General features: G+C 50.3%; 29 protein-coding genes. All 29 read right to left on the bottom strand.

The window, feature by feature from the left end:
• Positions 1–253 precede the first annotated feature (253 nt).
• Positions 254–622: a chorismate mutase gene (aroH, locus tag ACFQ2I_RS05400; RefSeq protein ID WP_377562625.1), complete on the bottom strand. Its 369-nt coding sequence runs from the start codon at positions 620–622 to the stop codon at positions 254–256.
• Positions 619–1,722 (bottom strand): 3-dehydroquinate synthase, encoded by a 1,104-nt coding sequence (gene aroB / locus ACFQ2I_RS05395; protein WP_377562624.1) that lies wholly within the window; start codon positions 1,720–1,722, stop codon positions 619–621. The genes aroH and aroB overlap by 4 nt, the downstream gene beginning before the upstream one ends.
• A gap of 1 nt (position 1,723) precedes the next feature.
• A complete protein-coding gene (aroC, locus tag ACFQ2I_RS05390) occupies positions 1,724–2,893 on the bottom strand; it encodes a chorismate synthase (RefSeq protein ID WP_377562623.1) in 1,170 nt (389 codons plus the stop codon).
• A gap of 149 nt (positions 2,894–3,042) precedes the next feature.
• Entirely contained in the window at positions 3,043–3,225 is a 183-nt protein-coding gene (locus ACFQ2I_RS05385) for a hypothetical protein (protein ID WP_377562622.1), read from the bottom strand.
• A 72-nt stretch (positions 3,226–3,297) separates the two neighbouring features.
• Entirely contained in the window at positions 3,298–4,077 is a 780-nt protein-coding gene (locus tag ACFQ2I_RS05380; protein ID WP_377562621.1) for a CheR family methyltransferase, read from the bottom strand.
• 72 nt (positions 4,078–4,149) lie between these two features.
• Positions 4,150–4,593, bottom strand: a complete 444-nt coding sequence (ndk, locus tag ACFQ2I_RS05375; protein ID WP_377562620.1) for a nucleoside-diphosphate kinase — start codon at positions 4,591–4,593, stop codon at positions 4,150–4,152.
• A gap of 41 nt (positions 4,594–4,634) precedes the next feature.
• Positions 4,635–5,609 (bottom strand): polyprenyl synthetase family protein, encoded by a 975-nt coding sequence (locus ACFQ2I_RS05370; protein WP_377562619.1) that lies wholly within the window; start codon positions 5,607–5,609, stop codon positions 4,635–4,637.
• Entirely contained in the window at positions 5,606–6,472 is an 867-nt protein-coding gene (locus ACFQ2I_RS05365; RefSeq protein WP_377562618.1) for a menaquinone biosynthesis protein, read from the bottom strand. The genes ACFQ2I_RS05370 and ACFQ2I_RS05365 overlap by 4 nt, the downstream gene beginning before the upstream one ends.
• Positions 6,435–7,085: a UbiX family flavin prenyltransferase gene (locus ACFQ2I_RS05360; protein WP_377562617.1), complete on the bottom strand. Its 651-nt coding sequence runs from the start codon at positions 7,083–7,085 to the stop codon at positions 6,435–6,437. The genes ACFQ2I_RS05365 and ACFQ2I_RS05360 overlap by 38 nt, the downstream gene beginning before the upstream one ends.
• Complete coding sequence (locus ACFQ2I_RS05355; protein ID WP_377562616.1) at positions 7,079–7,954, bottom strand: UbiA-like polyprenyltransferase; 876 nt, start codon at positions 7,952–7,954, stop codon at positions 7,079–7,081. Before ACFQ2I_RS05355 ends, ACFQ2I_RS05360 begins: the two co-directional genes overlap by 7 nt.
• A complete protein-coding gene (locus tag ACFQ2I_RS05350; RefSeq protein WP_377562615.1) occupies positions 7,954–8,673 on the bottom strand; it encodes a demethylmenaquinone methyltransferase in 720 nt (239 codons plus the stop codon). The genes ACFQ2I_RS05355 and ACFQ2I_RS05350 overlap by 1 nt, the downstream gene beginning before the upstream one ends.
• Positions 8,674–8,677: 4 nt before the next feature.
• Positions 8,678–9,547 carry a heptaprenyl diphosphate synthase component 1 gene (locus ACFQ2I_RS05345; RefSeq protein WP_377562614.1) on the bottom strand — a complete coding sequence of 290 codons (870 nt, stop codon included), beginning with the start codon at positions 9,545–9,547 and terminating at the stop codon, positions 8,678–8,680.
• A gap of 124 nt (positions 9,548–9,671) precedes the next feature.
• Entirely contained in the window at positions 9,672–10,241 is a 570-nt protein-coding gene (locus tag ACFQ2I_RS05340; RefSeq protein ID WP_377562613.1) for a hypothetical protein, read from the bottom strand.
• 188 nt (positions 10,242–10,429) lie between these two features.
• Positions 10,430–10,651 carry a trp RNA-binding attenuation protein MtrB gene (gene mtrB, locus ACFQ2I_RS05335; RefSeq protein ID WP_377562612.1) on the bottom strand — a complete coding sequence of 74 codons (222 nt, stop codon included), beginning with the start codon at positions 10,649–10,651 and terminating at the stop codon, positions 10,430–10,432.
• 230 nt (positions 10,652–10,881) lie between these two features.
• Positions 10,882–11,157: an HU family DNA-binding protein gene (locus ACFQ2I_RS05330; protein WP_377562611.1), complete on the bottom strand. Its 276-nt coding sequence runs from the start codon at positions 11,155–11,157 to the stop codon at positions 10,882–10,884.
• 402 nt (positions 11,158–11,559) lie between these two features.
• Positions 11,560–13,038, bottom strand: coding sequence for a stage IV sporulation protein A (gene spoIVA, locus ACFQ2I_RS05325; protein WP_377562610.1), 1,479 nt, complete (start codon positions 13,036–13,038; stop codon positions 11,560–11,562).
• Between the two features lie 282 nt (positions 13,039–13,320).
• Positions 13,321–14,067 carry a hypothetical protein gene (locus tag ACFQ2I_RS05320; protein WP_377562609.1) on the bottom strand — a complete coding sequence of 249 codons (747 nt, stop codon included), beginning with the start codon at positions 14,065–14,067 and terminating at the stop codon, positions 13,321–13,323.
• A gap of 19 nt (positions 14,068–14,086) precedes the next feature.
• Positions 14,087–14,440, bottom strand: coding sequence for a 2Fe-2S iron-sulfur cluster-binding protein (locus tag ACFQ2I_RS05315; RefSeq protein WP_377562608.1), 354 nt, complete (start codon positions 14,438–14,440; stop codon positions 14,087–14,089).
• A complete protein-coding gene (locus ACFQ2I_RS05310) occupies positions 14,425–15,030 on the bottom strand; it encodes a hypothetical protein (RefSeq protein WP_377562607.1) in 606 nt (201 codons plus the stop codon). Before ACFQ2I_RS05310 ends, ACFQ2I_RS05315 begins: the two co-directional genes overlap by 16 nt.
• A gap of 21 nt (positions 15,031–15,051) precedes the next feature.
• On the bottom strand, positions 15,052–15,348 hold the full coding sequence (locus ACFQ2I_RS05305; protein ID WP_377562606.1) for a 2Fe-2S iron-sulfur cluster-binding protein: 297 nt from the start codon (positions 15,346–15,348) through the stop codon (positions 15,052–15,054).
• Positions 15,349–15,408: 60 nt separating this feature from the next.
• Positions 15,409–15,588 (bottom strand): DUF2768 family protein, encoded by a 180-nt coding sequence (locus ACFQ2I_RS05300; protein WP_377562605.1) that lies wholly within the window; start codon positions 15,586–15,588, stop codon positions 15,409–15,411.
• A 98-nt stretch (positions 15,589–15,686) separates the two neighbouring features.
• Positions 15,687–15,962 carry a stage VI sporulation protein F gene (locus ACFQ2I_RS05295; RefSeq protein ID WP_377562604.1) on the bottom strand — a complete coding sequence of 92 codons (276 nt, stop codon included), beginning with the start codon at positions 15,960–15,962 and terminating at the stop codon, positions 15,687–15,689.
• Positions 15,963–16,033: 71 nt separating this feature from the next.
• On the bottom strand, positions 16,034–17,062 hold the full coding sequence (locus tag ACFQ2I_RS05290; RefSeq protein ID WP_377562603.1) for an NAD(P)H-dependent glycerol-3-phosphate dehydrogenase: 1,029 nt from the start codon (positions 17,060–17,062) through the stop codon (positions 16,034–16,036).
• 6 nt (positions 17,063–17,068) lie between these two features.
• Entirely contained in the window at positions 17,069–17,668 is a 600-nt protein-coding gene (gene plsY / locus ACFQ2I_RS05285) for a glycerol-3-phosphate 1-O-acyltransferase PlsY (protein ID WP_377562602.1), read from the bottom strand.
• A 12-nt stretch (positions 17,669–17,680) separates the two neighbouring features.
• Positions 17,681–19,003 carry a ribosome biogenesis GTPase Der gene (gene der, locus ACFQ2I_RS05280; RefSeq protein WP_377562601.1) on the bottom strand — a complete coding sequence of 441 codons (1,323 nt, stop codon included), beginning with the start codon at positions 19,001–19,003 and terminating at the stop codon, positions 17,681–17,683.
• 95 nt (positions 19,004–19,098) lie between these two features.
• Complete coding sequence (locus ACFQ2I_RS05275; protein ID WP_377562600.1) at positions 19,099–19,254, bottom strand: capping complex subunit for YIEGIA; 156 nt, start codon at positions 19,252–19,254, stop codon at positions 19,099–19,101.
• A 19-nt stretch (positions 19,255–19,273) separates the two neighbouring features.
• Entirely contained in the window at positions 19,274–20,191 is a 918-nt protein-coding gene (locus ACFQ2I_RS05270; RefSeq protein WP_377562599.1) for a YIEGIA family protein, read from the bottom strand.
• 2 nt (positions 20,192–20,193) lie between these two features.
• The gene (locus ACFQ2I_RS05265) at positions 20,194–20,829 is read right to left on the bottom strand and encodes a YphA family membrane protein (protein ID WP_377562598.1); all 636 of its coding nucleotides are present in this window, start codon (positions 20,827–20,829) and stop codon (positions 20,194–20,196) included.
• 96 nt (positions 20,830–20,925) lie between these two features.
• On the bottom strand, positions 20,926–22,161 hold the full coding sequence (gene rpsA / locus ACFQ2I_RS05260; protein WP_377562597.1) for a 30S ribosomal protein S1: 1,236 nt from the start codon (positions 22,159–22,161) through the stop codon (positions 20,926–20,928).

Genomic DNA, 22,161 nt, shown 5'->3' with positions numbered 1-22,161 from the left:
CGAACAAAAGACATTCCATATGCCTTATAATGAATCCGCAGCTCACCAGACTACCTATAGAAAAAGGCGCCGCTGCAGTTCGCACGATCTATCCCTGCTGCAAAGTGCACAATACACGCACAGCACGATCTCTGTTCAATTCCACTCGTCTCGTCTCATCTCAACTCGGCTAAAATCTCACTGCTCTCATCTCATCTACGTTTTACTATATAACATGCACGGTGATGCGTCAACCGCTTGCATGAACGTTCATTTATTTCGTCGACAAATCAGGACGCAATGCCTTGGCCCCGCCCAGATAAACATGCTTGATGTCTTCCTGTCCTTTATCCGTATTAACGAGTGCCATTACCCGTATGCAACGCTCCAGGCTCCCCTTCACCGGCACTTCCAGCGCACACATTAACGGTACCAGTTCCCACCCTGACAGCTGTCTGATGCTTTGGGCCGGGAACGTCTCGTCCAGATCGTTCGTAACCGTAATTAATACGCTGCATATATCGACTGGCGACAGTTCATTCTGTTCCACCAGTTCCTTCATCATGTCCAGTGTAGCCGATGCAATCAGCTTCGCGTCATTGCTGTCGACGGTCACAGCCCCACGAATTCCCCGTACGCTCATTGTTGTTCATCCTCCAGTTTCAATTGCTCTAAGACTTCTCTCACCCAATCCACAGGGATATCACGTCTGATTTCCACTTTCCCGATCGCTGTAGGCAATACGAATACCATCGTACCCTCTGCGAATTTCTTGTCATGCATCATTGCGCTCATCACTTTGTCTACATCATACTTCTCCGGCAAGACGACGGGCAAACCAAGCTTGGCAAGGGTTCGCTTCGTCTGCTCATACACTTGTGACGGTGCGCCGAACTTCATGGCAAGGCGAGCTGAACCGACCATTCCGATCGATATTGCCTCGCCATGAAGAAGCTCGTTATAACCTGCGACCGCTTCAAGCGCGTGGCCGATTGTGTGACCCAGGTTCAGTATGGCGCGCAAGCCTTGCTCCGTCTCATCCTGCGAGACGACAACGGCTTTCACACCGCAACCTTTATGGAGCGCATAGCCGAGCGCGTCAGGGGATAACGCCAGCAGATCATTGGCATGCTTCTCACACCAGTCCACGAACTCCGCATCCCATATAAGTCCATGCTTGACCACTTCCGACAGTCCCGCTTTCACCTCTCGCAGAGGCAGCGTCTGAAGCGTGTACAGGTCATATAATACGAACTCGGGCTGATGGAACGCTCCGATAATATTTTTGGCGAGCGGATGGTTAACCGCAACCTTTCCACCCACACTGCTGTCATGTGCTAATATCGTCGTTGGAAGCTGAACGAATTTGATCCCTCTCATGTAGGAAGCGGCCACGAAGCCCGCCAGATCGCCCACTACGCCACCGCCAAGCGCGACAATCGCAGATTTGCGGTCGAGCCCCGCCTCTAGCGCCTCGCCTACCAGCTCTCCCAGCATATCAAGCGATTTCGAATTCTCTCCAGCAGGGATGATGGCGCTGTGAACCCGATACCCACCCGCTTCAAGCTCGGTCTGCAGCGGTGCCAGATAATGCGCGGCAATCTCATCATTCGTTATAATCATCAATGGCGATCTCTTACTGATGCCATGACGTTGGAAGTAAGAAGAAGCCTCACTCAAGAGTCCTTCCCCAATATAAATAGGGTATGACCGTTCCCCCAGGTCTACTGTTAGCTCACGCATATTAATACCTCTCCAATTGCTCTAGATAGTTGTTCAGGTTGTCGCGAATTTCTTCCATAGAGTCTCCGCCGAACTTCTCCAGGAACGCCTTCGCCACTTCCCAAGCCACGACATGTTCCATGACGACGCTTGCTGACGGTACCGCACAGCTGTCCGAACGTTCCACTTGAGCAGTGAATGGCTCTCTCGTATCGATATCAACGCTTCTTAACGGTTTATACAACGTTGGTATCGGCTTCATAACGCCTCTCACAACAATGCTCTCACCGTTAGTCATGCCACCTTCGAAGCCGCCCAGCCGATTGCTTGCACGATAATAACCGCGCTCCTCGCTGTACATAATTTCGTCGTGCACTTGCGAACCGCGCAGCTTCGCCGCGTTGAAGCCGATACCTATCTCGCAGCCCTTGAACGCATTAATGGAGACCACCGCCCCTGCAATTCGACCGTCCAGCTTGCGATCCCATTGCACATGGCTGCCCAGGCCGACCGGCACGCCCTCGACGATGCACTCCACGATCCCTCCGATGGAATCCCCCTCCGCTTTGATCTTGTCGATATATTCAGTCATCTTAGCCTCAGTTGCCTTGTCGGCTACACGAACAGGCGATTCCTCTGTCAAAGCCATCAGTTCATCCAGCGGTATATCGTTCGGTGGCGCCGTAATCTCGCCAATGGATATGACTTGTCCCGCTATCTTAATGCCGAATGCCGCCAGTAATTGCATCACAACCGCTCCTACCGCAACACGGGCAGCCGTCTCCCGCGCACTGGAACGTTCCAGCACATTGCGCAGATCCTTCAGATTATACTTGAGCCCGCCGTTCAAATCGGCGTGTCCCGGTCGTGGACGATGGACGCGCCGCTTCTCCTCGTCGGTGCCTTCGGTCGGCTCAATATTCATCACCTTCATCCAGTGCTTCCAATCGTTGTTGCGGACAATCAGCGCGACAGGCGCTCCCGTCGTCTTGCCGTGCCGAACGCCGCCGACGATCTCAGCCACATCTTGTTCTATCTGCATTCTGCGGCCTCGACCGTGTCCCTTCTGCCGGCGCTGCAGTTGAAAGTTCAGCTCCTCGAAGTCTAGCCGCATATTGCTGGGAAGCCCTTCAATAATCGCTGTGAGCTGAGGACCATGCGTCTCCCCTGCCGTTAAATAACGTAAACTCAAGCTTAAGCTCCTCCTTCGACAAGTTCCTCTTTATCCGAAAACATCTTTGCTCATTATAGTATAGCCGCCATGAAACGGCAACAAAAAAGCTCCGCTGCCGGACTCATTCTCATGATTGAGCGGCAGTGAAGCTTGCAAAGTTACCTAACTTACAAGAATGTAGCTGAAGAGGGCCGATCACGGCTTTCAACTGGGAGCGCGCGCTCTCCTGCAAAATCGCGATCGTCCAGCAAGCCAGGCAATTGACTTCTCTCCAGTCCCAGAATTTGCGCACATTCCTGAATCGTGATCATGCCTCGCTTATATGCGGCAATCACTTGACGCTTATCCATACGAAATCCACCTTCCGTGCAGGTTTATTTAGACCTATTATCGGAAAAGAGGGAAATTCGTATACCTGCAAGCTATATTCGACGGTAGAAAAACGTGTCGGCCGCCTCAAATCCATACTGCGATGGCGTAAATATTTGTTCTGTACTCCCTACAAAGAGCAGTCCGCCAGGCTTGAGCGCCGCAGAGAATTTATGATAGAGCTGATGCTTCGCATCCTCGGTAAAATAGATCATAACATTGCGGCATACAATCAAATGAAATTCGCCGTCGAAACGGTCATGCAGCAAATTCTGTTGCTTGAATTGAATGGCTCGGCGCAGCTTGTCGTTAACCTCGTAGGCTCCGTGTTGCTCCGTAAAGTAACGATCGCGATAGGTTCGAGGCACATCACGAAGCGCCCGGTCCAAGTAGACGCCCTGCTGCGCCTTAAGTAGCACATTGCTGTCCAAATCCGTTGCAAGCAGCTTCGTACGCTGTAGCGCTCCCAATCCGTCCAGAATCATCGCAATCGTATAAGGCTCTTCCCCCGTCGAGCACGCCGCGCTCCATATTTTCAAATTGGAGTGGGCACTTAGCATGTCAGGCAAAAAGCGGTCCTTCAGCACTTCCCAGCGTTGCGGATTGCGCCAGAACTCCGATACGTTGATCGTCATCCGATCGAGAAATTCATTCATTAGCGCTTTATCGTTCTCCAACGCCTTCCAATACTGATCAAAGGTAGTATAGCCATGCTTCATCCGAAGCGTGGTCAACCTTCGCTTCATTTGGGCTTCCTTATACTGGGATAAGTCAATGTCTGTCTTATGCTTCATCCGCTCCACGAACCGCATGAAATCCTGATTGTCTGACATTTCTACCCTCCTGAAGTAACGATTATTCTACCATCCTTTAAAGTTTACGCATGTGGAACTATATCGCGAGCTCTATACCCATTTTTGCAACGAATGCTCGTAGTGTACGATTTCTTCAGGAGCAAAAAACAAGCCAATCTCCCGCTCAGCATTAGCAGGCGAATCGGAACCGTGAATAAGATTGAAATTCGTATGTACAGCGAAATCAGAGCGGATCGTACCAGGAGCGGCTGCCAGTGCATCCGTCTTACCAATCAACGCTCGAGTGAGAGCGATGACATTGTCTCCGCTCCACACCATGGCAAATACCGGTCCGGAGGTAATAAATGTAAGAAGCGGTTCGTAAAACGGCTTCCCTTTATGCTCGGCATAGTGAATTTCGGCCAGCTCTTGCGTAACGGTCATAAATTTGGCGGCTGACAATGTCAGCCCCTTCTTTTCGAAGCGCGACACGATCTCTCCGATCAAGCCACGCTGCACGCCATCTGGTTTGATCATCAGAAACGTTTTTTCCATCCCTCATCATTTCCTTCCTGCATCTCATTTCTCTTCTGTTGCTAGTAATTTCTTTTGCCTACAAAATGTGCGATGTCCATCAAGTTTTTTCGAGCCGGAATAGCGGGTAATTGCTGCAGCGCATGAAGTGCCTTTGCAATGTATCGGTTGGCGAGCTCATCCGCTAAGGATCCGCCGACGCTGTTCTTGATCAGGCCGATAGCCCGCGAAGCATCTGCGTACAAGCCTTGCTGGCGAATAGCCGCAATCTCGTGCAGCAGCGATTCACGGATACCTTCATCCCGCAGAGCCAGAATAACTGGCAACGTGATGTTGCCTTGTCTCATATCTGATCCTGGCGGCTTGCCGATTGCTTTCTCCGTACCGTACAAATCCAACAAGTCGTCCCTGATCTGGAACGCCATGCCCACATTGTATCCGAACCGATAGAGCTGATTCGCCGTCTTGCGCTCTGCTCCTGCAGCAACAGCGCCCAGTTGGCAGCTAATTGCGATAAGAAGCGCAGTCTTACGTCGAATTCTAAGCAAGTAGTTGCGGACGGATTGATCCGTATTGAAGAAATCCCTGATTTGCTCCATCTCACCAATGCACATCTGAACCAATGCGCTAGACAGCACTTGATGGACAAACGGGTCCTTCAACTCAGCCGCTACAGAGAGCGCACGGCCATGAATGTAATCACCTGTGTACATGGCGATCCGATTGTCCCACTTGGATTTGACGGTAGGCTGACCGCGCCTGGTGTCAGCATCATCGATCACATCGTCATGCACAAGCGATGCCATATGGATCAATTCCAGCGGTACAGCCACCTTTTTGAGCACGTCAAGTTTGTAATCGCCAAACTTTCCTGCAAGCAGCACAAATACCGGTCGGATGCGTTTTCCTCCCGCCTTGAGCAGATGCACGGACGTCTCGCTAAGCAACGCATGCTCGTCCCTGACGCTGCGCTCAAGTTCCTTCTCTATGCCGTTTAAATCGCCTTTCATTTTGGCGTACAGATCTAATAGTTTCATTCGTTCACCTTATAAGCAGATTGTTCTTCGAGAAAAGCAATTTTCGTCTCTTGCTGCAATAACCCCAGTTGTCTTGCGTACTTGAAATATAAAGACAGACCGTCCTGAAGGCGCGAGTCAAAATCATATTGCAATGACCGGAAGTAGGTTGTCCAATAGGGACGGCTGCCGCCAATGCGCGCACATGCGTGTACGATCAAGTCATCCACATGGCTCAAATTGTCGCGCTTTGTCTCTAGAAGCATGGACCCTACCGCTCTCACCAACTTCGGCTCCCTGTCGATCATATCGCGCCTTGCCGCGACGACCGCATACGTCATGCCGAGCCCCGTCCAATCGTGCCATAACTCACCTAGATCCATCATATGAAGGCCATGCGATAGCCATGAAGCCCGGATGGCGGGATCGCCAATCAGCAGCGCAGCATCAGCATGATGAAGCATCTCGTCCAACACAGGCTCGGTAGTAATGTAATCCGGCGTGCATTGGAATCTTAACGCCATAATAATTTTGAGCAGATTGACTGAAGTGGCAGATGCAGACGTTAAAGCAATTTTTTTCGGTTTCGTGACATGGATAGGTTCCTTCAGGAATAAGAGAATGGAATGCACCTTGCCTACGGATCCCACAGACAATCCTGGAAGCAGCCTGTATTGCTCTGAGAATTGACCGTAGGAGAAGGAAGATATGGCCGCCACATCCAGTTTGCCCTCGCTGAGCAGTCCATTCAACCGGGAAGGCACTTGGGCAACCAGCTCGTAGCTGTCATTCCCGCATGTTCCTTGCTGCGCTAGGCCATGAAACAGGGGCCAGGCGTTAGCGTAATCAATCTCCCCTATTCGAATTGGGCGTCCCAGCCCCATGCTGATCATCTCCCCATCTTCTGTACAAATCATGATCAATGTCTAAGCTGTCCAGTACTTTGCCGACAAGGAAATCAATCATATCTTCCATCGATTGCGGCTTGTAATAAAAGGCGGGCATGGCCGGAACGATTCGAACGCCCAATCTGGCGAGCGTCAGCATATTCTCCAAATGAATAGCGTGCAGCGGCGTCTCCCGCGGCATGAGAAGCAACGGACGCCCTTCCTTCAGCATGACATCCGCTGCACGCGTCAGCAGATTATCGGAGCTTCCGTGGGCAATTGCGCTTAATGTTCCCATCGAGCATGGAGTAATAACCATTCCCTGCACACGGAATGAGCCGCTCGCAATTGAGGCGCCAATATCAGCATTGGGATGATAGTGCAGACTACCGTCCTTAAGCGCCGTTCCAAAAACCTGATCCAGCGCAACCGTACGTCTTGCCACCTCCCAGCCGAGTTCTTCCTTCAGCACCCGCCAGCCCGCCTCCGTAACAACCAGATGCACGCACCAGCCGCTAGCAAGCAGTTGTTCAATCAAGCGGATGCCGTATATGCATCCGCTTGCTCCCGTTATGCCGACGACCAACCGCCGCTTACCGTGAGCTACCATTGGCGCAGTACCAACAAGTCAAAAATAGCGAACAGGAACAATACGACACTTAGCGTCCCGTTCATGCCAAAAAATGCCACTTGAACGCGGGACAAGTCCGTTGGTCGGACGAGAAAATGCTGGTAAAACAGTAATGACACTGCGATTACGGCACCAAACAGATAAGCCCAGCTCAGTCCTGTCATCCAGAACAAAGACAAAAATCCAACAGCCGTCACAGCATGGAGCGCTCTGGCAATCCACAGCGCTCCTGCAATTCCGAATCGGACAGGAATGGAGTGCAGGTCTGCGCGCTGATCATATTCCCGATCCTGTGTCGCATAGACGATATCGAATCCGGCAATCCATAACGAAACTGTCGCATACAGCACCCAAGCTGCGGCATTGAACTCTCCGGTAACGGCAACCCAGCCGCCCAACGGAGACAATCCGATCGTCAAGCCCAGTATAATATGGCAAAGCCAAGTGAAGCGCTTCGTGTAAGAATAGAACACTAGCATGAACACCGCAATCGGCATAAGTTTCATCGTAATGGCATCCAAGTTGGCCGAAGCATAGACCAGCATAGCGAAGGAAGCCACGATGAATAGCAGCACTTCAACCGAACGGAGCAGCCCAGCCGGCAGCGCGCGGTTACTCGTCCTCGGATTGCTGGTGTCGATTCGCTTGTCGATCAAACGGTTCAAGCCCATGGCTGCGCTTCTGGCGCCGAACATGGCCAGCGTAATCCATCCGATTTCGCTCCATAATGGCAAGCGATCTTCCATGACGATTGTGCCGAGGATAGCGCCCATATAAGCGAACGGGAGGGCAAAAACAGTGTGTTCAAATTTAATCATTTCAAGTATAATGCCAAGTTTGCGAATCATTACCCTTCCTCTTTCCCTTTAGTTCCCATATGAAGGGCGGCTACCCCCCCGAAAAACAGTTTTACATCGACTTTCTCCAAGCCCGCCTTTTGGAATAGCTCTTTCAATTGCTTGGCATCCGGGAACAACTTGAGCGAATCCGGAAGCCATTTGTATTCCTTGAACTTACCGGCGAACATCTTGCCGAATAGAGGCAAGATCCGTTCAAAATATAAATAATAAATTCCTTTAAACGGCTGCCAGGTCGGCTTGGACGTATCCAGACATACGACTTTCCCACCAGGCTTTACTACACGTCTCATTTCCTGCAGAACCTGCAGGTAATCCGGCACGTTCCGCAGTCCGAAGCCAATTGTGACATAGTCGAAGGTATCGTCCTCGAATGGAAGACTCATGGCATTCCCACGGACCAGCCGTATCCGATCTTGCAGCTGCAAATTGTTGATTTTGGCGGCGCCAATATCCAACATATTCTGGCTGAAATCAAGCGCGATGATGTCGCCGGTGCCGGTCGTCCGGGCCATGTCAATGCTCCAGTCGCACGTGCCGCAACACACATCCAGCGCAGTGTGACCGGGCTTCATCCCCATTTTTTTCATCGTGAACTTGCGCCAAGCCTTATGTCTGCGGAAGCTAATAATATCGTTCATCGTGTCATACTTAGGCGCTATCGCCTCGAACAGAGCATGCACATGATCCTTTGAACCTGATTGTGTCATAACATCACCTCGTCTCATTTAGGGCAGGCACATGATCGCCAAGTGTATTCAGCATGTGGTCGACAATGCGGGACATCTCATCTACAAGCCTCTCAGACTCCATGCGGTTCACGATCGTCTTGACTTCTTGCCCAGACTGCTTCAGCAACTGAAGCAGTTGAGAATGGATACCGTACTTCTCCACAAGCCCTTGCAAATATCTGTTCTCCATAGACGCGCTGGTCAGCTTGTAGCGCTCCTCGTCCGTACCAACCTGAATTATATACCAATATCCCCAACTGCTTCGGAACCGCTCCCAGCTCTCAGTCCGCCTCATCTCATCCAGAGCCACCTCACAGCTGCTAAGCTTATTCAGGAGCTCCGGCCACAATCGGGACACGGAACCTTCCAACAAGTCGGCAAAATGATGGAATAAACCGCTCTTTATCCTTACGGCCTGGCTATAATAATCCTCGGCGGTTACTTTCAAACTTCTCATCTTGGTATACAGGGTCACCTTTAATCGGTTCACTTCGCTAACGGCCCCGCTAATGCGAGCGATCATCTCGATCTGGCCGGCTTGCGCCAACAACTGGTAGAAACGGGAACTGAAATAATCACCCGCAAGCACATTCAATTGCCTGGAGCGCATCTCCCGTTCGGAGCGACGCTGCCCGTCCGTGTCGATCAAGTCGTGCGTATCCAATCCGACCTGTACAAGCGATGTAACGAGCGTGAACAGCTCGCTGTGCTTTGCTGTAGTAAGCTGGCCGTTCAGTGCGGCATGCAGGATGCGCAGTCTCGGTTCAGACAGTGGAGGAAGCTCCGTGAAAGATTGTATCATGTCATATTTCATATACTTTTCTGCTATCTCAGGAATACGGTATCTATTCATTGTGGAAGCCTCCGAACAGTAATGACAAGGTCGCTGCCTAATTATCTAAACTATTATAGCATAACTTCGATGATGAGCATACGACCTGGCCAGCTTATTCATCTTTTTGCAATATCTCTTGCATTCAAGGCCGATCTTCAGCCAAGTCGGTACTATAGCCTTGTACCGGTCCATACCGCTGCACCCACGCCGTAGTAAAGCTGAGTCGCAGCCTGTTGCGCCACTTCACATCGTGAATAGGATCGATATAAGCAGGAATGCTCTCATTCGCCAACCACCCATCCCGCTGCCTCACGTCGACCGCCGCCAAAATACGCTGCTCGCCGCCGCTGTGTTCCATGAAGCGAATAAGCAGTCTGTCCACATTCGTCAGACGCTTGTAAGACAATCTGATCAGCTTCACCATATCCGAGAACAAAGCCTCTGGTCTTCCTCCTTGATTGGAAACTACAAGATCTACGGTCAGCACTGGAATGTGCCACTTCACCTTACCTAGCCGCTCCCGCAACTCTACTTCGGAAAAGATATCCACTACGTTCTCATTCGTTATTCGATTCATCGGCATCTCTCGGAACGCTGCAACGGAATGCCGGTCGTCGGCTTGATTCTGAAGTTGATCGGGAATCCATGCCAATGACGCAGTTACGACGAGTGCCGCCAAGCATGCTGCAGCTAACGATTTAGCTGTGCGCACGTCAACACCTCCCAGAGGGGGGAATTCGTGCCCTATCACAAGTGTGGACATCTCAAGATGCGCTCATACAGGATAAGGGCCCATACAACATTGTACGAGCAGCCTCTCGCGATTATACTAGTCCGACAGCATCTATATCCGTCGTCTATACCGACAAAAAGCAGGCTGCGCCTGCTTCTCACCGATTGCTATTGATCTGTTTCCACCGTACCGTATTTCGTCATGACAACTGCTTTGCCTCTAATTTTAATTGCGGATGTATGATCTGTGAATTGGCAAATCAGCACTTCGTTTCTGTCCAGCTTCTCCGTATGATGAAACTTCGTATCTTGACCCCGGGTCAGCCCTATAACCTGCACGCCCTGATCCTTTGCTTTAACAACAATATAATCGTTCGTTGATTGTTCCAACGTAATCCCTCCGTATCCTTCAATAGCTTAACCGTCTCTGAGAATTATAGAGGATGTCCCACCATTGTGCAACGTATCCTTCCAACGTTTCAATCGCAGACCCGATATCGCTATTTCCAGACTCTTTAATCGCGGCGGCAACCGACCCATTTCCTTACAACTTATAATTTCTATGCTATTAAAAAACGCCCAAACTTGTTCAAGTTTGAGCGTTTCATACCGTTTATGCGTTATGGGGATACGAGGTCCTTTAGAGATTTGCCTGGTTTGAATGCCGGCATCTTGCTTGCAGCAATATCAATCTCCTCGCCTGTCTGAGGATTGCGGCCCTTGCGCGCTTGACGTTCGCGCACTTCGAAATTGCCGAAGCCGACAAGTTGCACTTTATCGCCGTTCTGAAGCGCTTCAGAGATCGCTTCGAACACAGCGTCAACTGCTTTCGTGGCATCTTTCTTCGGAAGCTCGGTAAGCTCTGTCACTTTTGCGATCAGATCTGCTTTGTTCATGATTTCACCTCCTTATAGTTTTGCGGAGCAAAACTGACTTCGTAAGCATTAGCTTAGTTTTGCGGAGCAAAACTCACTTCGTAAGCATCATACTCTTCATATTTCCTCTTATTCACCGAAAACTTGAAATATATACCTCATGATCGAACAAACATATATTAATACAGCCAAAAAGCAATTTCAAGAGGAAACCGATTAAACCTGTATAAAAAAGCCGCAATCGCCACGCTCCCCTCACTACGCTAGGTAAAATAGCCTATTGCAGCTTATACCATTCTTTCCTCTATAGTTCGTTCGTCTCGGATCGTTCACTGCCCTGTTCAGACCAACATTGAAAAGCAGTCAGGCCGCTTCGCCCATAGCGAAACGGCCTGACTATTCCCCCCCTTATTGGGTGGCATTCTACAAAATGATAGCGATCAATCCGCCGGAGCCTTCATTGATAATCCGTCCCAGTGTTTCTTGCAGTTTATAACGCGCATTATCCGGCATCATCGCGATTTTTCCTTGTATACCTTCTCGGACGATAGAATGCAAGGAGCGACCAAAAATGTCGGACTCCCATATTTTGATAGGATCGTTCTCGAAATCCTGCATCAAGTATCTGACCAACTCTTCGCTCTGCTTCTCTGTGCCAATAATCGGCGCAAATTCCGACTCCACATCAACGCGAATCATATGGATGGATGGCGCAGTCGCCTTTAACCGGACACCGAAGCGCGAGCCTTGGCGTATCAGCTCCGGCTCATCCAGCGCCATCTCCGCGAGAGAAGGTGCCGCAATGCCGTAACCGGTCGTCTTCACCATCTCCAGCGCCTCTGCGAACCGGTCATATTCCCGCTTCGCATGAGAGAATTCCTGCATCAGTTGAAGCAAGTGATCCTTGCCCCGAATCTCGACGCCGACAACTTCCATCAAGATGCGGTCATACAACTCGTCTGGCGCATACAGATCGATCTCCGCGACGCCTTGCCCCATATCCATCCCGCTTAAACCCGCTCGAGCGATAAAGTCGTATTCCATGAATTGGTTAACAACTCTGTCCACATCTCTTAATCGGCGGATGTCCTTCACGGTGTCACGCACGGAATTTTCATAATTGCTACGTAGCCAATGCTTGTCGTTTAGCACCATAACCCAGCTCGGCAGATTCACATTCACCTCGTGAACCGGGAATTCGTAGAGCACCTCGCGCAGGACGGACATCACTTCTTCTTCTCCCATCGTAGCGGCGCTCATCGCCATGACAGGGATGTCGTATTTAGCTTGAAGCTCGCTGCGCAGTTGCTGCGTTTCGTCGCTGCGCGGCCGAGTTGAGTTAATGATCAGGACGAAGGGCTTGCCCACTTCCTTCAGTTCTTCGACGACCCGTTCCTCCGCCAAGACGTACGAGCTTCTTGAGATTTCGGCAATTGTTCCGTCTGTCGTGACAACGACACCTAAAGTGGAATGCTCTTGAATTACTTTGCGCGTACCGATCTCGGCAGCTTCTTGGAACGGAATAGGCTCGTCGTACCACGGAGTTGTAATCATTCGCGGACCGTTTTCATCCTCGTAGCCTTTGGCTCCTTCCACCGCATATCCAACGCAATCCACCATTCTTACATTTACTTCAAGCCCTTCGGCCACACGCAGCTGAACAGCCTGGTTAGGCACGAATTTCGGCTCGGTCGTCATGATTGTTTTACCTGCGGCGCTTTGAGGGAGCTCATCAACGGCTCTGGCGCGATCTGATTCATTGGCAATGTTGGGAAGTACGACCGTCTCCATGAACCGTTTAATAAATGTTGATTTCCCCGTCCGGACCGCCCCGACCACGCCGAGGTAAATATCCCCGCCGGTACGTTCGGCAATGTCCTTGAAAATGTCTACTTTCTCCACTGAATATCCCCTCCCAATTGATTTTCCGGTTCGCCGCCTTCCACCGGACAAGAGGGCAGGCCAGCGACGCAACTCGTACATACTTTTTGGACTAGTAACATCTTATGTTCAGACTGTCCAATTATGCCGATCCCGTCTACGAAATCTTTTTCCTTCCAGATTAGACTGCCTTCCCTTCCAAGATTGAAATATATGAGCCTACTGCCGCAAACATGACAAAAAACCTCCTGCAAACGTAAAAGATTGCAAGAGGTTTCTTCAGTATGAGGCTATTCCGGCATATTATTGCCTTACAGCTACCGGCTCCCCGTCACGATAACGGTATGAAGGAGCCTTTACGGGCACGAAAGAGGAGGAAGCAACCAACAGATCGCGCAAGTCGCCTTCCTCTTCTAAAGCGGTATCGCCATTTTTTTGCAACTGCTGCATGATGTCAATTCCATAATCCAGATACACGATCCCGGACTCGTCCACCACAGCTCTTAAGGTCTGACCGGAGAAAATGCTTGTCAATATAGGAGCCGATTTGCCTAATACCTTGTAATCAATTTCATAGAATCCAGGATATACAGCCGTTGCCTGATTGGGCAGCTCACCCGTTTCCTGTATATGCAGACTTACCCAATTTTGAATATCGTTCACCTTCTGCATAGAGACGATATCCATCAGCTTTACCGTAGGATTAATCTCCTCGTCAATGACGATAAAATAAAAATTGCCGCCCTTCTCGAAAGCCACAGACGGAATCTCCCCGATTAACTCCTTCGCCTGCAACTTGGTGAAATCGACTTTGAATTTCTCGAACTTCGGAACGTCTGGCGTACTATTATGAATCGGTAGCAGTCCCGTCACTTCCAAATATTGATCCACAGCCGCTTGCACATTACGAACAGCTTCATTCGCCGCTCCCCTGTTCTGCTGCGTATTCTCCTTCGGATACAGACAACCAGCCAGCAATACGACCATTGCCGCCAGACACAACATGACATATACATGCCTCAATTGCCGCAAGCTATTCCTTACTTTCATCACTCAGCCCTCCACATGGCTACCAAAGCTTATCATCATTTTCTTTCTTGCGAGCCAGTTCAAGCTGCTTCTGTACAGCTGCCCGCAGCGGGTCCATCGGCACATGGACCTCCACCTTCCCCGCCGCACGCGCCTGGCAAGCCAGTCGGAACGATTGCTCCTGCATGCCGGCCAGCTTTCGTCGTTCAACATCTCCCATCGGCAGAAGACCGCGATCATCGGATACTTTAATTTTGCACATAAAGCATCCCGCTTTCCCGCCACATCTGGTCGGTATATGCACGCCAGCCTTTCTTGCTGCATCCAACAGACTCGTTCCTCTGCGGACTTTAACGGAGCTTCCGGAAGGAAGAAAGGTTACTTCAGCTTCCATTGTGGCACCTCCATGTTCCTGCCAGCCATCAACTCGCGAATATATACGCTCATCGCTTCAGGAATGCTATTATTCCTCTCCAGCGCTTCCAATGCAGGCAAGTGTCGCTTAAGGTCCCGCTCCATCATGGCAACGATCGGCGTGACGCGGTCGCGACGCTCCCGTAGCACATTGAATAACAGCTCATGGGCCAACGGTACGACATACACGGACTCTTCCGCTTCAGGCAATTGCACAAGCTGGGCGTACGGAATTAGAAGCTCCTTCACTTTAATGGAATATGCGCAGCCAAGCGCAGAGACAACAAATCCGCCAACCAGCTCAATGGCCAGTCCTTCGATCCGGTAATGAGCCAATCGAGATCGATAGATAGCCGTTGAGCTATGTTCAGGATGGTCGATGGCATATTTCTTTAACGCATGATGAACATATGCTACATCCTCATCGTCGCAATAAATGTCTACATCATTCGGCGACAGCGGCAAACCTCGCAACAACAGACCTGCACTACCCCCGATTACCCATTTCGAGCTTCCCACTGCTTTGGCAATGGCAGTCAATGCACGGTACACCCGATTGACGTCGTTCATACCGACATCCCTTTCCGTTACCTAGAAATAGGTCTTATTAACAGCTACGATCCGTCCGGCGCCTTCCCGTACGACGGCTTGACAACCAAGTCTGTAGCCTTCATCGAATTCCTCTGGATCCAAGCGATCCCATTCTTCATCCGTCACTTCTTCCAAAAAATCCATGCCTTCGGATACGAGGCAGCGGCAACGTGCGCAAGTACCTCGTGTACACGAGAAGCTCCAGTCGATATCATGCTTCATAGCAAGGTCAAGCAAGCTCAGACCCGCTTCCGGCTCCACCTCGGCCGTTTTCGTTTTACCCGTTAGAACAATCATTTACTCATGCTCCTCTTCCGAACTTGCATTCTGTGATTTATGTATTTCTCACTGCTAATGCTATATGATAGAGAAAAAACCGTAAATAAAGCCAAGCAGCAAACAAAAGAAAGCAACAATCGACAAAATGATACGAATAAACCCTTTCGTTTTCAATCTTGCAATCGTAATGATGACAGCTGCAATTGCCATCAAGCCTATGCCCAAAAAAGAAACCCACATTTTTGTCATCGGATCCATCAATCATACTCCCAACTGTCATACTTAAAAAAAGACAAACGCCAGCAGCAGAAGCGGTAGGTCTCCCCGCAAGTTGCCGGCATTTGTCAAAAGCATGATCATTTTTTAATCATCATTTTGATCAAGGATTCCATACTAGACTGGCTCATGCCACTCGCTTTTACCGCTTTGACAATGTCATTCATTGTGGAATCCGGTACTTTTATTTTTGCCATATCCGCAACCCGCTTGATCAGCTTGCGCAGCTCCGCTTCATCAGTAAGTGTGTTGGCATCAACCGTTCCAGCCAATTTTTTAACGGCGTTCTCGGATATATTTTTGCCAGCTTTCTTATTGATAGCGCTCAATACGTCCTTAGGAATACCTTTCGACAAATTATCCACCCTCCTTAAGCCATATGAGTACTTACCATCATATGAAGTGGGCGAAAAATTGGTGTAGGCAGCTATCCTATTACTTCCATTTCATGCGTCTTCACTCTTCCCATCAGATGAGACACCGCTTCGCGAGGCTGCTTGCCCTGGAAGAGCACCTCATACAGTTGAGTCGTAATTGGCATATCTACTTCGTACTGTTGTGCAAGCGAGTATGCCGCCTTTGTCGTTTTTACGCCTTCCACGACCATGCCCATCTTGTCCAGCACTTCGCTGAGCGGCGTTCCGTCGGCCAGCATATAGCCCGCGCGCCAATTGCGACTATGCTTGCTTGTGCACGTGACGACAAGATCGCCAACGCCAGCTAATCCAGCGAACGTTAACGGATTCGCACCCATAGCTGCTCCCAGCCTGCCGATCTCCGCCAACCCGCGTGTAATGAGCGCTGCCTTGGCGTTATCGCCGAATTGCAACCCATCGATAAGTCCCGCCCCAAGAGCGATAATATTCTTAATAGCGCCGGCTACTTCCACACCAATGAGATCCTTGTTTGTGTACACCCGGAAGTCGCTGTTCATGAAAGCATCCTGCGCCTTCTCCGCCTTAACAATATCTTCAGAGGCCACGACGACCGTCGTAGGCTGCCTGCGAATGACTTCCTCCGCATGGCTAGGACCGGACAATACGATGACACTAGATTGCTCGCGACCCAATTCCTCAGCAAGCACAAGCGACATCGGCTTCAGACTCTCGCTTTCGAATCCCTTCGTGGCATGCATGCACAGCATGGCCGATTCAAGATGCGGCGCCGCTTGCCTAGCTACCTCCCTCATCGCTCCGGATGGCGCGACGAACAAGCACAGCTCCGCCCCATCCAGTGCAGTTCGCATATCCGTTGTGGCGTGAATTCCGACGGGAAGCTCGCATCCCGGCAAATACCTGTTGTTGCGACGTTGCGTATTGATCTCTTCGGCTTGCACGGCGTTGCGCGTCCAGAGTGAGACTCCATAACCATTACATGCAAGGACGGAAGCCAGAGCTGTGCCCCAGCTGCCTGCGACAAGTACTGCCGCCCTCTTGATAGGTGGATGTTGATTCATGCTGCGTCACGCTCCCTTCTTCACGCCCAATTTATTCTCTGTCCCTTGCAGCAGCTTGCCGATATTGCTTCGATGACGCAGGAATGCGAACAGGGTAATGATTAATGCGCCTGCGAACAACGGCAAGGAATACTGAAATACGACAATAAAGATCGGTGTGAGCAAGGCGAACAACAGCGAGCCGAGTGATACATACCGCGTAATGGCGATGGAGATGATCGCCACGATGCCTGCGCACAGCGCCGGCCAGAAAGCAAGCGTTGCGATGACGCCTACTGTCGTCGCGATACCCTTACCGCCCTTAAAGCGGAAATAGATCGGCCAGTTATGGCCGATGATTGCCGCAAGACCGCACAATACGGGGACCCAGCCGTTGTCGCTTGCGACGTGCCCGATCAAGACCGCTCCGATGCCCTTTCCGATATCCAGGACGAATACCATTAGTCCTGGACCTCTCCCTAATACACGCAGTGTATTCGTGGCGCCTGCATTGCCGCTTCCATGCTGACGAATGTCGATGCCCTTCACCAACTTGGCAATTACGATACTAAATGATATCGATCCAATCAAGTAACTAAGCACTACCGCCAAAATTTCTAGCACCAAACTTCTTCTCCCCTAGTCTTCCTCTGATTTCCGTCTCGTATAAATCCGCACCGGTGTTCCATCGAACTGGAATGCGGCACGAATCTTGTTCTCCAGGTAACGCTCATAAGAGAAATGCATCAGCTCTGGATCGTTGACGAAGCATACAATAGTCGGCGGTTTCGTCGAAACCTGTGTGACATAATTAATGCGCAGACGCTTGCCTTTGTCGGAAGGCGGAGGATTGATGGCCACTGCATCCGATACGACATCGTTGAGCAGATGGGTCTGAATGCGAAGCGCATGTTGCTCCGAGACATAGTTGACGACGGGCAGCAATTTATGCAGTCTGGACTTGGTTAGCGCTGACAGAAAGACGATCGGCGCATACTGCATGAACAGGAAATGATCTCTGACCTTTGTCATGAATTGCTTCATCGTTTTATCGTCTTTGTCCACAACATCCCACTTGTTAACGACAAATATGGAGGCTTTTCCCGCTTCATGCGCGTAGCCTGCAATATGCTTGTCCTGCTCAATAATACCTTCCTCGCCGTTAATAAGCACCAGCACGACATCTGCGCGTTCAATCGCTTTCATAGCTCGCATGACGCTATACTTCTCCGTCGTCTCGTACACTTTGCCTCGCTTGCGCATGCCAGCTGTATCAATCAGTACATACTTCTGGCCGTCGCGCTGGAATGGCGTATCGATCGCATCACGTGTCGTTCCCGCCACATTACTGACGATAACACGATCCTCTCCCAAGAGCGCGTTCACAAGCGATGACTTCCCAACGTTAGGTCTCCCGATCAAAGCGACGCGTATGACGTCGTCGTCGTAACCGTCATCCTCCAGCTCCGGAAGCAGATCAGTAGCCGCATCCAACAGATCGCCAAGGCCAAGACCGTGCGAGCCGGATACCGGTACCGGCTGGCCGAAGCCAAGTCCGTAGAATTCGTACACTTCATCCATCCGATGCTCGTTGTCCACTTTATTCACGGCTACGACAACAGGCTTGCGCGAACGGAATAACAGCTGCGCAACTTCGTCATCGGCATGCGTCAGCCCTGTTTTGGCATCCACCATAAAAATAATGACATCCGCCTCTTCAATAGCCAACTCCGCTTGCATGCGAACAGACTTTAATATTTCATCCTCGCCGTCAATCTCAATGCCTCCGGTATCGATTATACTGAATGGCTTTCCGTTCCATTCTCCTGTGCCGTAAAGTCGGTCACGCGTAACACCTGGCTTATCTTCAACAATTGCCAGCCGATCACCGATTACCCGATTGAATATGGTAGACTTGCCCACATTCGGACGTCCGACGATGGCGATAACGGGTCTTGCCATAATTGGTTTTTCACTCCTTCAACAATTCTCACGTAAATCATCATAGCAAAAAAGTGCGAGCTTGGCTAACCTTTCGTTGAAGAAGGGGCTATAAATTATTGATGGTCCACAAGAATGATCGTGCCGTTCTTCAAATCGTGAGCGCTTGCATCCATAATTTTCTCAAGGAGAAACGCCGTCTCTTGTAGTCCCTCTTCACTTTGCATGATGAATATGGGGGCTCCTCCTCCTGCTACTGTGTCTCTGTTCATCGTGACGACGGCAATAATATCAGCTATGCTGACCCTCTCCTTTCTGATTGACCGGTGACTCTGTCGGCATTCTTACCGCTGACTCCAGGATCGGTACGCGAAGGATAACTTCCGTCCCCTTCCAGGTGCTGTGATCTTGAGGGATAAAGAATATGGCCAGTCGACCATCATTCATATCCAACTTGGCCATTGGAATTAGAGCTGGCTCCCCGTCGTCACGATATACACCCATAATGGTTGCAAGATCGTAGAGTATCGCTTGGCGCTGACCCAGATTACTGAGTGTCACTCTTGCGTTCGGATTGATCGGCGTTAATATGTACCCCGCCCCGCGTTCTGCAATAACATCCTGATTCGTCTTCAATCCCACATTCATGATGTAGATATCATCGACGAACAAGTCCGGGCCGTCCACCTTCACCTTGCCTTGATGGACTTTAGCGATATGCGAGATATTATGTCCCGACTTCAGCTTCATAACGACGAGCAAAGTAATGATGCCGGCGGCAAGTCCATACCCTACGTGAAACAAAATCGCGAACAAGCTAGTAACTAGCGCCGACATGATCACAAGATAATTCCGGCCTTCGAATACCATGGCAATCCCTTCTATATATGTCGCTCCCCTGCTTACGAGCTCGAGACTGTCGATCTTCGTCAATGTTTCCCGTTCCATCTTTCTGACGTCACGGAATTGTTGAGCAGCCAGCGTCAGGAACGTAATCGCCGTATAATCCTTCTTGAACAAGGCAGGCACCGCGACCGCTCCAAGCGCAGCTGCTATGACACCGAGTGAAATATGTATTATTCTCCCATGAGGGTATGTCGGATACTGTCGGTAATCCGTCTTAAGCAGCAAGATACGGGCTATAACGCCTATTACAATACCGCTCAGTACGCCAAGCAAGTATTTATTCTGCTCCAGAAACAACATCATCGCTATGACGACCCCCTATTCTTATAAAACAATGCCCCGTTAAGCCAAGAAAGGATTCGCTGCCACATCTTGACGCCGACTGAGCACAGTATTCCTGCCGCAACCGCCGTGCATAGCTCATCCCACCAATTTACGGATCCGATTAGCGTGCCGCTATGCTGCTGCAGAGCGAGCAACATGGAAGCAAGTGTGGAGCCCCAAATAAGCTGAGTGAATTGCTGTCTGTAAGAGGAGGCGAACGCACTGCTTAGTATTCCGCACAACAGTGGCGCATCCATCTCAGGAGAAACCCAATGAAACAAAGGATCATGTGCATAAAGTGAACGCAAGCTCGTCCATACAAGTGTCAGCATCAACAGGCACAGCACTTCGTAGCCAATCGCCGTCTCTCTCTTCCCCATAAACAAACCAACTGAACAAGCGATCAGCAGCAAGATCGACGCCACATGAATTTGAAGGCCATCATAATCCGGGATCGGCTTAAACCATAGAGGGAGCTTGCATAAAATTCCAAACAAGATTAGAAAGCACCAAAAAGTGTATTTTCCGATGCCGGGAAAGAAATGGGTGCGCCAACCTGTAATGAGCAGAATGATGCCGATCATAATAAAAAGGGTACTGGCGTAACCTGTAACCATGACCATACACCACCTTTCGTTCCTCGTTTCCCTATTATGCGCCAATACAAAAAGGCTATTCCCAAAAGAGGGAATAGCCTTGATTAATATAAAGGATTACTTCAGCTTGCTAAGCTTGTCGCCGAAGCGCTCGCCGAGCGAGTAACTCATGCTTGAGCTGTTCAAGCTGACATTAGGGTTATTGATGTTCTCCACCTTAGGAGCGCGTGGAGCACGCTCTTGCTTCGCGCGTGGTGCAGTCTCCTCCGGAGCTTCTTCCGTTTCCTTGATGCTGAGGCTGACACGCTTCTCAGCTGCATTGAAATCAAGAATTTTAGCCGAAACTTCTTGCCCTTCCTTCAGCACTTCATAAGGAGTAGCGACATGACGATGCGCGATTTGGGAGATATGCACAAGTCCTTCTACGCCCGCCGCAATCTCAACGAAAGCACCGAAGGATACGATACGGCGTACTGTGCCTGTTACGATATCGCCTGTTTTGAATTGATCGGCAGCCGTTTCCCAAGGACCTGGCTGAGCTTCTTTCACGCTGAGGCTGATTTTACCCGCTGCAGGATCTACCTTCAGCACCTTCACCTTAACCGATTGGCCTTCCGACACGACATCCTTAGGATGCGCTACATGTTGCCAAGACAACTCTGATACGTGAACCAATCCATCAACGCCGCCGATGTCAACGAATGCGCCGAACGGCGTCAAGCGTTGAACGGTTCCTTCCAGTTCTTGACCTACCTCAAGCGAAGACATAACTTCTTGTTTCTTCTGCTCGAATTCCGCTTCCAGCACTTCTTTAGCGGACAAGATGACTTTATTGTTTTCCCGGTCAATTTCTTTCACTTTGACGCGTAGCGTACGACCCTTATAATCGCTGAAGTCTTCTACGAAATGACGCTCAACCATGGATGCCGGAATGAATCCTCGAACGCCAACGTCAGCGACAAGGCCGCCTTTAACGACATCCGCTACAGTTACTTCGAACACTTCGCCATTTTCGAAGCGCTGTCCCAGAACGTCCCAAGCTTTCTCTCCGTCGATAAGCTTCTTGGAAAGAATGAGGCTCTCTTTATTGTCGTCGATGCTGACAACCTTCACTTCAACCTCTTGGCCGATTTCCACTGCATCTGTTGCATTTGCCAACTGAACAGCGGACAGATCGCGAAGCTGAATGATACCGTCATATTTATATCCAAGGCTTACATAAGCTTGGTTGTCTTCAATTTTGACGATTGTACCCTTCACTGTGTCGCCTTTCTTCAGCGTCACCATGTTGTCCATTGCGTCTTGTGTTACTTCCTCTGCAACGGATTCTTGCACATTGATCTCTTCTGACAT

This window comes from Paenibacillus chungangensis, from assembly GCF_042675905.1.
Lineage (GTDB): Bacteria > Bacillota > Bacilli > Paenibacillales > Paenibacillaceae > Pristimantibacillus > Pristimantibacillus chungangensis.
This window is presented reverse-complemented; position numbering and strand designations above follow the sequence as displayed.